Source organism: Nonlabens sp. MB-3u-79 (assembly GCF_002831625.1).
GTDB lineage: Bacteria > Bacteroidota > Bacteroidia > Flavobacteriales > Flavobacteriaceae > Nonlabens.
Map to the genome: position 1 here is coordinate 1,969,278 of NZ_CP025116.1, position 14,481 is coordinate 1,983,758.

At 37.4% G+C, this 14,481-nt stretch carries 16 protein-coding genes; 12 read left to right on the forward strand and 4 right to left on the reverse strand.

Annotated features, from left to right (window positions below; all coding sequences use genetic code 11):
* Positions 1 to 6 precede the first annotated feature (6 nt).
* From CW736_RS08675 to CW736_RS08695, 5 genes are all read left to right on the forward strand, one after another.
* Positions 7 to 159, forward strand: coding sequence for an SsrA-binding protein (locus CW736_RS08675; RefSeq protein ID WP_101013576.1), 153 nt, complete (start codon positions 7 to 9; stop codon positions 157 to 159).
* Positions 159 to 995 (forward strand): ABC transporter substrate-binding protein, encoded by an 837-nt coding sequence (locus tag CW736_RS08680; protein ID WP_101013577.1) that lies wholly within the window; start codon positions 159 to 161, stop codon positions 993 to 995. The genes CW736_RS08675 and CW736_RS08680 overlap by 1 nt, the downstream gene beginning before the upstream one ends.
* A 70-nt stretch (positions 996 to 1,065) precedes the next feature.
* The gene (locus CW736_RS08685) at positions 1,066 to 1,668 is read left to right on the forward strand and encodes a LemA family protein (protein ID WP_101013578.1); all 603 of its coding nucleotides are present in this window, start codon (positions 1,066 to 1,068) and stop codon (positions 1,666 to 1,668) included.
* A gap of 2 nt (positions 1,669 to 1,670) precedes the next feature.
* Positions 1,671 to 2,108 (forward strand): TPM domain-containing protein, encoded by a 438-nt coding sequence (locus tag CW736_RS08690; RefSeq protein ID WP_101013579.1) that lies wholly within the window; start codon positions 1,671 to 1,673, stop codon positions 2,106 to 2,108.
* On the forward strand, positions 2,108 to 2,875 hold the full coding sequence (locus CW736_RS08695; RefSeq protein ID WP_101013580.1) for a TPM domain-containing protein: 768 nt from the start codon (positions 2,108 to 2,110) through the stop codon (positions 2,873 to 2,875). Before CW736_RS08690 ends, CW736_RS08695 begins: the two co-directional genes overlap by 1 nt.
* Positions 2,876 to 2,971: 96 nt before the next feature.
* Here the strand turns inward: CW736_RS08695 and CW736_RS08700 are convergent, their stop codons facing one another.
* Entirely contained in the window at positions 2,972 to 7,813 is a 4,842-nt protein-coding gene (locus tag CW736_RS08700) for a T9SS type B sorting domain-containing protein (protein WP_157810915.1), read from the reverse strand.
* Between the two features lie 285 nt (positions 7,814 to 8,098).
* Here CW736_RS08700 and CW736_RS08705 point away from each other — a divergent pair, with 285 nt between their 5' ends.
* The 3 genes from CW736_RS08705 to ettA are packed head-to-tail and all read left to right on the forward strand — an operon-like array spanning position 8,099 to position 10,379.
* Positions 8,099 to 8,281, forward strand: a complete 183-nt coding sequence (locus tag CW736_RS08705) for a CAL67264 family membrane protein (RefSeq protein ID WP_101013582.1) — start codon at positions 8,099 to 8,101, stop codon at positions 8,279 to 8,281.
* Entirely contained in the window at positions 8,282 to 8,701 is a 420-nt protein-coding gene (locus tag CW736_RS08710; protein ID WP_101013583.1) for a hypothetical protein, read from the forward strand.
* A complete protein-coding gene (gene ettA, locus CW736_RS08715; protein WP_101013584.1) occupies positions 8,688 to 10,379 on the forward strand; it encodes an energy-dependent translational throttle protein EttA in 1,692 nt (563 codons plus the stop codon). The genes CW736_RS08710 and ettA overlap by 14 nt, the downstream gene beginning before the upstream one ends.
* Before the next feature lie 161 nt (positions 10,380 to 10,540).
* Here ettA and CW736_RS08720 read toward each other — a convergent pair whose 3' ends face one another.
* Together CW736_RS08720 and CW736_RS08725 are read right to left on the reverse strand one after the other, a co-directional pair.
* Complete coding sequence (locus CW736_RS08720) at positions 10,541 to 11,341, reverse strand: zinc-dependent peptidase (protein WP_101013585.1); 801 nt, start codon at positions 11,339 to 11,341, stop codon at positions 10,541 to 10,543.
* A gap of 40 nt (positions 11,342 to 11,381) precedes the next feature.
* Positions 11,382 to 12,110, reverse strand: a complete 729-nt coding sequence (locus CW736_RS08725; RefSeq protein ID WP_101013586.1) for a Bax inhibitor-1 family protein — start codon at positions 12,108 to 12,110, stop codon at positions 11,382 to 11,384.
* Positions 12,111 to 12,227: 117 nt separating this feature from the next.
* Between CW736_RS08725 and CW736_RS08730 the strand changes: the two genes are divergently transcribed.
* From CW736_RS08730 to CW736_RS08745, 4 genes are all read left to right on the forward strand, one after another.
* Positions 12,228 to 12,776, forward strand: a complete 549-nt coding sequence (locus CW736_RS08730; RefSeq protein WP_101013587.1) for an RNA polymerase sigma factor — start codon at positions 12,228 to 12,230, stop codon at positions 12,774 to 12,776.
* 30 nt (positions 12,777 to 12,806) lie between these two features.
* Positions 12,807 to 13,313: a hypothetical protein gene (locus CW736_RS08735; RefSeq protein ID WP_101013588.1), complete on the forward strand. Its 507-nt coding sequence runs from the start codon at positions 12,807 to 12,809 to the stop codon at positions 13,311 to 13,313.
* On the forward strand, positions 13,310 to 13,783 hold the full coding sequence (locus CW736_RS08740) for a hypothetical protein (RefSeq protein WP_101013589.1): 474 nt from the start codon (positions 13,310 to 13,312) through the stop codon (positions 13,781 to 13,783). Before CW736_RS08735 ends, CW736_RS08740 begins: the two co-directional genes overlap by 4 nt.
* Positions 13,784 to 13,905: 122 nt before the next feature.
* On the forward strand, positions 13,906 to 14,244 hold the full coding sequence (locus tag CW736_RS08745; RefSeq protein ID WP_101013590.1) for a hypothetical protein: 339 nt from the start codon (positions 13,906 to 13,908) through the stop codon (positions 14,242 to 14,244).
* Here CW736_RS08745 and CW736_RS14055 read toward each other — a convergent pair whose 3' ends face one another.
* A complete protein-coding gene (locus CW736_RS14055; RefSeq protein ID WP_157810916.1) occupies positions 14,245 to 14,421 on the reverse strand; it encodes a hypothetical protein in 177 nt (58 codons plus the stop codon).
* Positions 14,422 to 14,481: the final 60 nt, after the last annotated feature.

The following is a 14,481-nucleotide window of genomic DNA, read 5'->3' on the forward strand; positions in this document are numbered from 1 at the left end:
TGAGCTATGAAGAAAGAAGTATTCAAACTGCTAGCCCTAATCAATAAAGCGGTCTTACCCAGCTTTACAAAAAGGCGACTGGATCTTGCCAAAGCCAGTAAATGGCAAATGGCACTTTTTGGATACAAATTATGGGTAACTAAAAACGCACTAGACTAATGTTTTGTAATATACCAGATCAATTAGGTAGAATGATCTCGCTTGATCAACTGCCAGAACGCATCATATCTTTAGTACCCTCCCAAACCGAACTATTAATAGACTTAGGTCTAGAAGATAGGCTTGTGGGAGTAACTCGTTATTGTATACATCCAGCTGGATTGATCGATAAAAAAAAGGTAGTAGGAGGTACTAAAAAAATAGTAGAATCACGTATTTTAGAGCTACAGCCAGATCTTATTATTTGTAACCGAGAAGAAAACACACCTGCCATCGTTTCCTTTTGCGATCATATCGCACCTACTTACGTTTCTGATATAGATACCCTAGAACAAGCTCTAGAAATGATAGCTGATCTCGGGGAGCTTACAGGATCCAAATTCAAAGCAAAATCATTGATCAGAAATATCTCTAGTTCTTTCAAGACTTTGAAAAAACCAGAGTTAGAACACAAAGCTTTGTATCTCATTTGGAAAAAACCTTATATGAGTGTTGGAAAAGGTACTTTTATCAATGACATGCTGGAGAAAGCCGGATTTATAAATGCTGCTGAAGGCTTTGTCAGATATCCAGAATTAGACGTGGAAGCCATGATCAAGCTCCAGCCAGAGGCTGTGTTTTTATCCTCAGAACCTTATCCGTTTACTGCTGATGATATTGCCGATTTGAAACTAGCATTTCTTACAGCACCATCACAAGACCCGATTAAACCTAACGTCATTCCAGAATTTAAGGTAGTAGACGGCGAGTTGTTTTCTTGGTATGGGTCTAGATTATTAAAGACACCAGCGTATTTACAGAGTCTACAGCCCAAGAAAAGCGATTTGACTTTTTAAGACAACACTTTTCTAAATTTCCTGTAACTTTGAGTTTAAAATAGACACAAATCAATTAAAGAATTATAAAATGAGAAAAATAAGCGGATTAGGTATAGCAGGAATTATAGTAGGACTTTTAGTTATTTACGGTATCTATTGGTACAACAGTACTATAGGAACCAATGAAGGTGTAACCAGCTCTTGGGCAAATGTAGAAACCACCTATCAAAGGCGTAATGACTTAATTCCTAATATTGTAGCAACAGCTAAGAAGTATGCTGAGTTTGAACAAGAAACCTTGATTGGAGTTATTGAAGCGCGCTCAAACGCTACTTCTATCAAAGTGGATGCCTCTGAACTCACAGAAGAAAATATAGCGGCCTACTCTAAAGCACAAAGTGCCGTAAGTACAGGACTGGGAAGACTTCTAGCCACTTATGAAAATTACCCTGACCTCAAGGCAAATGAAAACTTTAAGGAGTTGATCAATGAGTTAAGTCGTTCTGAAAATAGAATTAGTGTTGCCAGAACACGCTACAACGATGCTGTAAAGATTTACAATGTGAAGATCAAACGCTTTCCAGGAAATATAATGGCAGGTGTTTATGGCTTTGATGAGGCAGCATTTTTTAAAGCAGACGAAGGTGCAGAAAAAGCCCCTGATGTAGACAACTTATTTGGAAATAATTAAGGATGTCAGTTAAAGTAGAGGACTTTCTCAACGCTTCACAAGAGCAAGCAATTATAGAAGCCATTCGTCAAGCTGAAATGCGTACGAGTGGAGAAATACGGGTGCATCTAGAATCCGAATGCAGTGAGCCTGTGAAACGCGCCCAAGAATTATTTCATTTGCTTAAAATGGATAATACTAAAGAAGAAAACGGAATTCTCTTTTACGTCTCCATAGATGATAAAAAGTTTGCTTTAATAGGGGATCGTGGTATTCACGCCAGAGTAGGAGATGATTTTTGGAGCGCTGTAAGAGATGAAGTTTTGTCTCGCTTTCGCGAAAGCGAATTCCAAAACGGCCTCATCGCAGGCATAGAACTAGTAGGTAAAAAACTTGCGGCCCATTTCCCTTGGGATACGGATGATACCAATGAACTTTCTGACGAAATATCTGTAAGCTGATGAAGTATTTCTTATACATAACCCTAGCTTTTTTAAGCTGTTCTAACTTTGCTCAAGCGCAGTTTGATATTCCTAATCGTCCTTCAGATGGGCAACAAGCTTTTGTTTACGATTACGTAGACCTATTGCCCAAAGCACAAAAAGAGGCGCTCAACCTCAAGTTAAAACGCTATGCAGATACGACTTCTACGCAAATTGTATTTGCTATTATTAACAGTGCTAATGGAGAAGAACTGGACGGACTTGGAGCAAAGTGGGGTCAAAAATGGGGAATAGGTCAAAAAGATGCCGATAATGGTATTTTATTAATTCTTGCTGTGAATGATCGTAAAGTAGATATCAATACAGGCTACGGTATCGAGTCGATATTATCGGATTCTGATGCAGAACGTATCGTTAATCGCGTATTGGTTCCCAATTTTAGGAGCAAAAATTATTATGCAGGACTTGATCAAGGAGCAGATGCTATTTTTCAGGGCCTTCAAGGCGAGTTTAAAGGTTCTGCTGCGGCAAGCGATGGCATTCCTTGGTCTTTTTTATTGATCATGGGAGTTTTTCTTTTGATCGTTATTCTTAACGTACGCAATAAAAATAAAGGTGGTGGTACAGGGAGCAGGAATCCTGGAGGCTCTTTACTAGATATTATCGTTTTAAGCAGTTTGGGACGAGGTGGTTTTGGTGGTGGCGGTAGCAGCTCCGGTGGTGGTTTTGGTGGCGGCTTCGGTGGTGGCGGTTTCGGCGGCGGCGGCGCTGGTGGTAGCTGGTAGTTATTACTTCTTAAGTGATTGATGCTCTCTAGCCATGGGGTAAGCGGTCCCAAAAATGCCACAAGACCTAAGAATTGAAATAGTGTAGATGGCCTTCTATCGCTTTAAGGAAAAATGGCCTTTCACTTCTATATTACCTCTGGTGTCCTCTATTTCTAATAAGAACCAATAGTCTGAAGAAGGCATAGGATTGCCATTATATATTCCATCCCAACCGTTACTATCCTTACCGTAGCTTTTTAATAATTTGCCATACCGGTCAAAAATGTAAAAGGTCGCATTATCAAACGTATCAATCCCTTCCACGTACCAAGTATCATTAAAACTATCATTGTTAGGTGTGAAAAACCTAGGGTAATCTATAATCAAAACAAGTTGTGGAGGAGAAGGTGCACAGCCGTTTAGGTCGATGACACTCACCTCGTGAAAACCTCTACTCACATTAGTAAACAGGTTACTTAATTGCGCTGGACCGTTGTCTAATATAAATCTATAATCTCCCGTACCGTTAACAGTAACCCTAATGGAATTTGGATCTTCAAAGTTAGTAGAGGCTACAAAGTTTACCATAGGTGTTTCTGATGCTATGACTGTAAAGTTTATAGCGGGGGCTGTACAACCTCTATTACTGGTTACTTGAACGCTATAGTTTCCGGCTGCGGTGATGTTAATGTTGCTCGTAGTTGCTCCTGTAGACCAGAGGTAGCTTTCTCCAAAGACAGCATTGGAAGCATCTACGTTAACAAATGTATTGTTACAAATAATATGTACAGGATCTATCACCAAAATAGGTAATGGATCTACAAACGCTTCAAAGGTACCGGTACTGCTGCAGTTTGTTGTGGTGTTGGTAACTCTTATATAGAAGGTGTCTGATTGATTAACAGAAACGTTGGTATCTGTGATTTGGTTCGTTTCAGCATCAGCATCTATCAAAGTAGGATAAAATTGAACGCTGTGGTTTGTGGGGTCTAAACCGTTTAAGATACTACTGATATTGCTGGATAAATTAAAATTGCGAATTCCATCAAAATTATCATCACAAATTCTGATGTCATAACTTCCTGCTGAAGCGATTTGTGGTGCTGCCAGGATTCTTAAGTTAAAAGGAGCAGTAGAGAAACAGCCACTAACTCCATTTTCTACTCTTATAAATAAAGAGGTGTTGTTTGCGGTATAATTATAGTCCGTATTCAATGCGTTTGTTGCGTTGATCGCATCGAGGTTTGTGCTATAAAAGCTGGTGCTAAAACCGGCAGGTAAAGGATCTATAAACAAAGGAGTGACTTCGTCTAGTTGGGCCGTTTGGGTTGGGTTTTCACAAATGGAGAAGTCACTAACAGTTAATAGTTCAGGGGGTAGGTTGACCATTAAATCTAAGGTGCCTATACTAAAACACATAGAAACAGTATTGTAGTACCTTAAATAAACCGATTGCGGATTTGTAGTGTTGGTAAAAGAAGCATCGTTACTAATAGGGTTGAGATCATTTGTTGCATCAGCAATGCTGGTATGCCATGACAAAGTAGAATTAAAAGGTCGCGAGCCCACGAGATCTGTTTCTCTTGTTGTCAAATCAAATACAGCAAAACCGTCTAAATCTGTGTCGCATAAAATCGAAGGTGAGATGTCATTAGTTTGTGGACTGTCGATAACATTATAAACAATATCCTCCACTACAAAACAATTCACATCATTACCTATTCTCGCATAAATAGTCTGAGGGTTTACTGTATTTGTAAAATTAAGGCCTAATGGATTTGTATTGGACTCTGCCTCTAATATAGATACATGGAAGGATACGTTTAGGTTAGCAGTGATTCCTGCTCTTATTCCATCTATGGATTGCTGTAAGTCAAACGTAAAAAAACCATCATTATCATCATCACAAATCCTTAAATCTGCTGGAGCATTGTAGGTGGGAGATTCATCTACTTGTATGAGAAAGGAATCTACTCCATAACAAGAAATATCGGTATCATTTTCTACTCTTGCCCAAATCGTTTGTGGATTGCTTGTATTTTGATAAGCACTGAACTTATCGATTTCATTGTTTCTTGCGTTGGCATCGGTACTATTTCTATAATAGCGCACTGTTTTACCCATCTGACCATTTAATATTTCAAAATCTTTAATGGAAAAGAAAAAGTCTTCCACATTATCAGCGTCTGATTCACAAAGTTGATAAGTGCTGATGCTTGGGAATACGGGTAATGTATTGACTATAATAGGTTGTATAACAATAGTTTCACAGCCGGTTATCGTGTTTTCAACTCGCACAAATATGGATGTTGTTTGTGTGTTATAATTGGTAGGGTTGGAGATAGGGTTGGTTCCTAATTCGGCATCCAAAAAATTATTGTGGTACGTAATGGCTCTATTTGCGTCAGTTGTTAGTTGTGTCTCTTGAGAGCTAAGGTTTATCAAGGAAAAACCATCTTGATCGTTATCGCAAATTATAAAACCTGCGGGTGTTCCAGATACAGGAGCTGGCAGAATGTTTATTTGCATCGTTTGGTTATCACTGCATCCATTCGGTGCAATTAACTCTGCATAAACAGTAAATGGATTGGTCGTATTTACAACACTTGTAACAGCATTAATTCTATCATCTGCATCTGTTTGTGATAAGTAATAAAGAACACTATGGTCATTACCAAAAGCCCCTCTTACCGCATTGTCAAATTCATTAAGTGGAATAGTAGTAACAAGATCTTGATCTTCATCACAATAGGTTTGATCAGGAACAGCTGCCGATTCAAAATAAGGCTCCACCCTAATCTCAAATTCTGCAAACTCGGTACAAGTAGGACTATTTATTCTTATGTACAATGTTTGAGGATTGGTAAGATTTGTATAACCTATCAAAGGATCCAGTTGATTTATATCAGAAAGTTGATCCATTTCAGATTCAAAGAATTCAATATCCACATTTGGAATGCCATTGATAAATCCCAAGGCAATTTCTTCTAAACTAAAGCTTTCAAACCCGTCATTACTAATATCATCACATTGTGATTGGTCTATAATATTTGTTCTGTCTAATAAAAGATTTGTATAAAGGTCCAGAGGGGAAATGGTGGCACAGCCTGTAGTTAATGATTCAAATCTAATATAGACACGTTGTATCCTAGGTGTGATGTTATCATAAGAATTAGGATTGGTAATGGCATTTACATTGTTATCTGCGTCTGCTTGAGAGGTATGATAACTAATATTGAAATTACTTGGAGCAGTTGTGAAATCAGGAATAACACTGGACAGATTAAAGGTAGCAAAACCGTTTTGATCTGTATCACAGGCATCTATTACTTCTAAATCACTATTTAGGGAAGGTGGTAAAACGATATTTATGGTCACTTCGCTTACAGCAAAACAGCCACTAATAGTGTTATAAACTCGAGCAAATATGGTGTCTGGATTTGAAAAATTGGTATACGTACCAGAAAGAGGTGATGTGTTGTTGAGGGCTTCACTTTCTGTAAGATGATAAGAAATGGCAACATTGGAAGTAGCAGTAGTTACTCCAGAATCTAATGTAGACAGATTTATATTTAATATACCATCACTATTGTTATCACAAGTATTGAAAGTGAAGTCTGTGGCTACAAGTGCATCATTAACGATGAGTTGGACTGGTTGTATGCCTTGACAGCCTGTATTTAAATCATTAATGCGTATGTAGATCGTTTGTGGGCTAATGGTATTTGTATAGTTATCAGGTAGTTGACCCACTTCATTTTGTGCGTCAGTTTGATCAAAATAAAAGTCTGTAGTATAGTTCCCTGCAGGAAGTTGTGTCAGAGCATTGTTACCCAAGTTGAGTAAATCAAAAGATTCAAAGCCATCTGCACTGGAGTCATCACATAGCGATTGATCAGCAATATTAATATTGAGTTGGTTGGGGTCGACAGTGACAAAGACGTCATCTGTGATAATACAATTAGAACCAGGAAGGGCGATACTTATTTCTACTCGATAATTTCCAGTAGTGTCAGCAACAAGAGTACTGCTGGTTTGTCCTAGAAGTTCTGTGTTATCTCTGAACCATCTAAAAGTGGCTAGATTGTTACCTATGTCTGCATTTAGCGTGGCTTCAATACAAGGAAATAAATCTGGGCCTAGATCTACTTCGGCTTGTAAACTGCCGGCCTCAATAAAAATAGCACTGTCATATGCGGTTGGATCAAAGTTGGATTGATCTGCTATAACCATTTTAAGGTGATAGACCGTATTAGGAAGAACCGTTGCTGCAGCAGTTAAAGTTACTGTACGTCCCTCAAAATTAGTATCGCCTAACATCTGACCTGCAAAAAAACTTTGATTTGCGGCGTGACATTGTCCTACCACCTCTGGGTGAATGGTGTCTATACCCACTGGAGTACTGGTGTTGGGGAGCACGGCAATATTTTGATAAGTACCGCCTTGTGGTCTTAGTAATAAAGCAAACCGATCACCTACGTTGCATGGAAAGTCTAATTGATATTCTTCTGAGGCGAGTAAGTAGTTGAAACTAATTCTATTTGAGCTGCTTATGAGATCAAACTCTATGACAGTTGCATTCACTGTATTTGTGATTCCTGTAATATTCTCCAGATCATTATCTCCAGTCCAAGCAGCTGTTCCATCACTTAAATCTGTGGTAATTAGTGTGTTTCCTATACGATTGCCATCACCAGTACTCAAAAAGAAACCATCTGAAAAAGGAAATGAAGAACCACCTTGCGTAAAACTGCCGAAACTATTTAATCCATCAACATTGCCATTTATACTTGAGCTAACATTAGATATCTCCATACAGTCATTACCCAATGCTTGCTGTACTAATTGATCCACCGGTAGTGTGGTAGTGGTATTGATGAGTTGGGAAAAACTTTGACAACTTATCAATAAGAAAATGATCAAGAAGAGCTCTTTATTTAAATGATTGCAGTTCAAGTTAGCGCGTTTTTAGGGGAGTTCCAGTTCAGTGTGATAGAGCGCAAAAATATTATTTAACTACTACTTAATACGATAAAATATATCTAAATTTAATTGTGGTTTATTCACCTAAACTTTAAAAAGAAGGTCGCACTAGTTAACTGTATGTAAATCAAAATATTAAAAATATATTTAGTACTTTTTTTAATCAAAAAGCCGAATATTTTATTGCCGTTAGTCGACTGTCTAAAAGGCGATAAACACGGTTTTAACTGCGTATATTTGCACACCAATTTGAGAATTATGGCATTGAATAAAAATGGAGTTTTAGGATGGGCAACTTTGATCATGATCATCGTTGGTTTAGGACTTATTGCATTAGGTGCTTTTAAGTATCAAGAAGTTGCAGGTTATGGATTTGCAGCGGTAGGAGTTGGTTTTTTTGCTATCGCGTGGGTTTTTAATGCGCTTAAAGGAAGAGTATAGGTGAAAGAAGTGATCCACTTTAAAGACATGAACACCCTACGCTTCAAGATCATACTCGTGCTGGCAGTTTTCATGTTGGTAATGGCTGGAGTCTTCTTTTTAAACAATTTTAAACTTTATAGTTCGATCGCTGCCCTTACGGCAGTAACCTTATTCTATTTTAATAGTTACGAGGGGTTTTCAACACGTAACTCTGCTTCCTACAGCCGTACGTCAATAACCGTTAAATTAGTAGGTAGAAAAACATTTGGTTTTAGTTTTAAAGAATTAGAAAAACTAGACCTTTCAGATAAAGGTCTTTATATAAAATCAAAGGGGATGGATGCGGTGACGCTTTCGCGAAAGCGATATGAAGACAACACCCTATCCCAATTACATAATATTTTACAAGTAAAAAGCACATCAAATGAGCGACGATAAACAAGTTATTTTTTCCATGTCAGGTCTTTCAAAGACTTATCAAAGTACTGGAAAACAAGTATTAAAAAACATTCACCTAAGTTTTTTCTACGGTGCAAAAATCGGTATTCTAGGTCTTAACGGTTCTGGTAAATCTACTTTGATGAAGATCATTGCTGGGATGGAAAAGAACTATCAAGGGGATATCAATTTCTTGCCGGGGTATCATGTAGGTTATCTCGAGCAAGAGCCACAGCTTGATGAGACAAAAACTGTTATGGAAATTGTACGTGAAGGTGTAGCAGAAACTGTCGCTGTTCTTGATGAATACAATAAAATCAATGACGATTTTGGCCTAGAAGAAGTATACACAGATGCCGATAAGATGGAGAAGTTGATGAATCGTCAAGCGATTCTTCAAGATAAAATCGATGCGTTAAACGCTTGGGAGCTGGACACCAAATTGGAAATAGCAATGGATGCATTGCGCACACCACCAGGGGAAGCTGAGATAAAGAACCTATCTGGTGGAGAACGTCGTCGTGTAGCACTTTGTAGGCTGTTATTACAGCAGCCAGAAATACTTTTGTTAGATGAACCAACCAACCACTTGGACGCAGAGTCTGTATTATGGCTAGAACAACACCTTGCTCAATATAAAGGAACTGTTATCGCTGTAACTCACGATAGGTACTTTTTAGACAATGTTGCTGGATGGATCTTAGAATTAGATCGAGGTGAAGGAATTCCATGGAAAGGGAATTATTCCAGTTGGTTAGAGCAAAAAGGAGACCGACTAGCAAAAGAAGAAAAAACCGAATCTAAAAGACAGAAAACCCTTCAACGAGAGCTGGACTGGGTGCGTCAGGGAGCAAAAGGTAGACAGACCAAACAAAAAGCGCGTTTGAGTAATTATGACAAGCTTTTAAATGAAGATCAAAAGGCCAAAGAAGAAAATCTAGAGATCTATATTCCTAACGGTCCACGTTTAGGAACTAATGTTATTGAAGCTAATGGAGTGAGTAAGGCATTTGGCGACAAGCTGCTTTATGAAGATTTGAATTTTGTACTACCTCAAAATGGAATTGTTGGGATTATAGGTCCTAACGGTGCTGGTAAAACCACCATCTTTAAAATGATCATGGATCAAGAAAAGCCGGATAAAGGTTCTTTTGCAGTAGGAGAAACGGTACAGCTAGCTTATGTAGATCAAGATCACTCTAACATAGATCCAGAGAAGTCCATCTGGGAGAACTTTGCAGACAGTCAGGACATGATCATGATGGGAGGAAAAATGGTGAATTCTAGAGCTTATCTAAGTCGTTTTAATTTTTCGGGTAGTGAGCAAAATAAAAAGGTATCGGCACTTTCTGGTGGAGAGCGCAACCGTTTGCACCTTGCTATGACACTTAAAGAAGAAGGAAACGTATTACTACTGGATGAGCCTACTAACGACCTTGATGTAAACACATTAAGAGCACTTGAAGAAGGACTGGATAACTTTGCGGGATGTGCCGTAATTATCTCGCATGACAGGTGGTTTTTAGATAGAGTTTGTACTCATATCATCGCTTTTGAAGGTGATTCTCAAATCTATTCTTTTGAAGGTAGTTTTACAGAGTATGAAGAAAATAAGAGAAAACGACTAGGGGATCATGCTCCTAAGAGAATCCGTTATAAGAAATTGACAAGAGACTAAAAAATAGCTTTTTCTAATTATACAATCCCAAAGATTTTTAAAATCTTTGGGATTTTTTATAGGGGTGTTATTGCAGAAAAGAGTCTGATTAGTTGTCAGGGATAGGCTAGTTGTATAGAGGTGTTTATTTAAAAAGAAATATGGAGTTTCAAAAATAAAACCTACTTCATGATCCATTCTTCCTTAAAAAGCAATGCTTTAGTAAGATGACCATATATTAACGGAAAGGTTGTTTTAAAATCAGCATTTGATTCAAAAAAGTATTCTGAAAGCACCGCCATGAATTCATACTGATTTGTAAAGGCATAATCTCTAAAGAACTGTGTTTGATCCAGCTTGCTACGCACGTCTGGTTTCATCAATTCCCGGAGAATTTTATTGGTGTATTTTTTGAATCTTACAGCATCAATATCATTACTACGGTCACTTTCAAAATGCATGACATGGGTAAATTCATGTATGCCTAAGTGAAGATTATCATTAGTTATATCCATTCCTTCCTTAAAATCATACCAGGAGATCGCTAGCACTTTAGCTAGTGGATTAAATTCGCCTTTATGCAATACCTGATTAGTAGGGCTCATAAAAGCCTCTGGAAATAACAAAATCGTATTCAGCATAGGATACAAATAGTTGCGGCGTCCAAAACTCAATTGGCAAGCAACACAAGATATCAATACCACTTGATGGTCAGTCACAGTACCTTGATACCTATTCCTAAAATCTTTATCTGCAATAAAGGCAGCTACTCGATGCTCAAACTGCTTTTTATTTTTAAGGGGAAGTTGCTCGTAGAAGGGGTATGTTTCTAGAACTCGCTTTCGCGAAAGCGGCAACCTGCGATAACTTAAGGCTTGTCGGTACCATAAAAAATCACGCTTTCTTTGAATACCTCGCAATATGATGTGGGCAAAAATGGATAAAAATCCAAAGCCTACCACAGCAAAGGCGTATGGTGCCATCCATTGCGCCTTGTTTTCTATTAATATGGAAGTGATTGTATTAATCGCGAGACATAAATATGCTTAAAACATACCAGAATAAAAGCATTAAGGAAGAGAATAAGCCTAGAGCCGCTCCTACATATTGATCGGTATGGTATTTATGTACCAAATTTGAAGTTTGATATAAAATGGTTCCTGCCGCTAGAAGTACCATGGCACCACTAAATAAAAGGCCTAAGTCAAAACCGAAAATCATCCCTGCGATGATTAAACCTATCGCAATTATAAAGCCCACAGCAAGAATACTCTTAAGAAAGGAAAAATCCTTTTTAGTAATCAAAACTACAGCGCTTAGGGCCGTAAATAAAGACAAGGTGACTACCGCTGCTTGACTTAATAGATTACTTTCTTCACCAGCCATGGCCTGATATTGTAGTGCCATTGCAATAAGAGGAAGAAAAATAACAGCTTCAGCTACTACAAAAAGAAGCAAGCCTAGATATTGTTGATTGCGATCGTGAGAGGTATGTGCCATCTTCTCTGCATAAGAAGTGGCCCACATAAAAGCACCTAGAACGAGCAACCACGACCAGCCTTGAGCCAGACTAAACATAAAGTTGACCAGAGGGTCTATTTGTAGTAAAAGAGTTTCAACCACCATAAAAAGGAGCGTTGCTAAAGCAACGTGTCCATAAGTCTTTTTATAAAAAAGAGCTCTAGTCTCATCGTCTACTCGAGAGAGTGCCTCAAAAGGGCGATCGTATTGTGGAAAATTATCTTGATTCATAGTTATTTAAATAAAACGTGAAGATAATTATTATGTAGATTCCTTAATGTTAATGAAAGATTTAAATTATTTTTAAAAAGATTAAACTTTTCTTGTTTATTAAAGTCCTAGAAAAACATGAGTACAACACCAGATAAAGAATTAATTTCTTTGATCCTTGATAAGTCTACGACTAACCAAGGGTTCAGAGCACTGGTAGCTCAACACCAAGAACAACTTTACTGGCAAATAAGAAAAATGGTTGTCGTTCACGAAGATGCTGATGATGTGTTGCAAAACGTTTTTATCAAAATATTTAAAGGAGTGAAAAACTTTAAAGGCGATAGTAAACTGTCTACATGGATGTTTAGAATTGCCTATAATGAAAGTATTACCTTTCTTAATAAAAAAGGGAAAATTCTGCAGTTATCCTCCCAAGAATTACAAGATTATTTAATTGATAAGTTAGAAGCTGATGTGTATTTTACCAGTGATGAAATACAGCTTGCTTTGAAAAAGGCATTAGCCCAATTACCAGATAGACAGCGAGAGGTTTTTAACCTTAGATACTACGACGATCTTAAATTCAAGATCATTGCAGAGCTATTAGACTTAAGTGAAGGAGCTGTAAAAAGCACCTATCATATAGCAGCAAAAAAAGTAGAGCGATTTATTAAAGAAGATTAAACTAATTGACTTTATAACAGTCATAACAATATGAGAAATAATAACATACATACTCAAGCAGGTTTTAAAGTTCCCGACGGTTACTTTGATCAACTTACTGATCGTGTGTTGGAAAATACTCAGGATCAAGATTTACAAGATCATGCTGGTTTTATAATGCCAGAGGATTACCTCCTGTCTCTAGAAGATCGAGTAATGAGTAGATTAGAGCAGCAAACAAAAGTGATACCCTTGCAAGTTTCTAAGTCAAAACAATGGCTGTATCCAGTTCTAGCAATGGCAGCTTTATTTATAGGTTTTATAACCATCAACGGATTATTCACCCAGGACAAAGTTACTTTTGCAGATCTAGAAGACCATGAAATTACAGACTTCTTAGTAGATGCTGATTTTATGCAAGACGAGGAGTCTGTAGCATTACTTTTTGCAGATAATACTATTTTGAAGGAAATAGAAATGGAAGAGAATATAACAGATAAGGAGCTTTTTGACTACCTCATGGAAGACGCTTCTTTGAATCAAATAATCATAGAATGAAATATATATATCTAATCTTACTTACAACACTCTGCTCTATAGGCATGAATGCTCAAAATCCAGATCATGCAGATCGTCAGGATCGCAATAAAGAAATGAGAGATCGAATCAATGCTCTTTCCATTGCTCATATAACTAAAGAGTTAGATCTTACCACTAAAGAAGCGGAGAAGTTCTGGCCGCTATACAATCAGGTAAAAGAGGAGCGCAATAGACTGGAGAGAGGTAAGAAAAGTCTAATAAACAAGCTAGAAAGTGAGTTTGAGACCATGAGTGAGAGTCAGGCGATCTCTTATGTGGATCAAATGGTGGCGCTAGATCAAAAAATAGTGGCTACTCATTTAGATTATAATCATGAAGAAATAATTAAAGTAATAGGCGCAAAGCGATTTCTTAAATTAAAAAAAGCCGAATTAGATTTTAGACGTAAGATGATTAAAGAATACAGAGACCGCAAACGTAGAAATTAGCCTGGTTTTATCAAATAGGTCTATTCCCTTTCTGTTATTTCAGAAAGGGTTTTTTTATTTTTTCAATTCTAGTTTTGTTTAAAAACTACCAGTGCCTATTTTTAACCCATAAAATTATAATCATGAAAAAAATACTGCTTATCCTTTCTATTGTATTGTTTGCGAGTTGTAAACAAACTCCATCAGAAACTGCAACAATTACTGGAGATCCCATTACGAGTAGTGACATCTATAAAAAGTATGTGATCGCTTATAATGACTATGCATCATGTAAGATGGAGCGTCCACAGCTTACTACAGATTTTATGGATCAAAAAATCACTCAAGAAGAATTTGCGGCCGCTCTAGAGCGCAACAATAAAACTTGTAATATCAAAAAGGAAATCTTTAATAAATACTATCAATTACTGGAAGCCGAATTTGATAAAGCTGCGGTAGCTCATAAAATTATGGAAGAATAGTTAGAATAAAAAGCTGTCCATCTCTTTTGCGCTATTGATCTCCGTCTTTTTATAGATGAGTTTCCAAGCCATAGAATTACTTATTATATAAAAGCTGCTCAACTCAGATAGCAATCTGTTTGGAGCAGTTTTCATAACAGCATCTTTTTCAATCTCTTGTTTAAAAGCTGTCTTCACTTTTTTTTTGTAGTGTTGTAGTCTTTACCTTAAAAACGTTGGAGCATTCCGTTATTCATT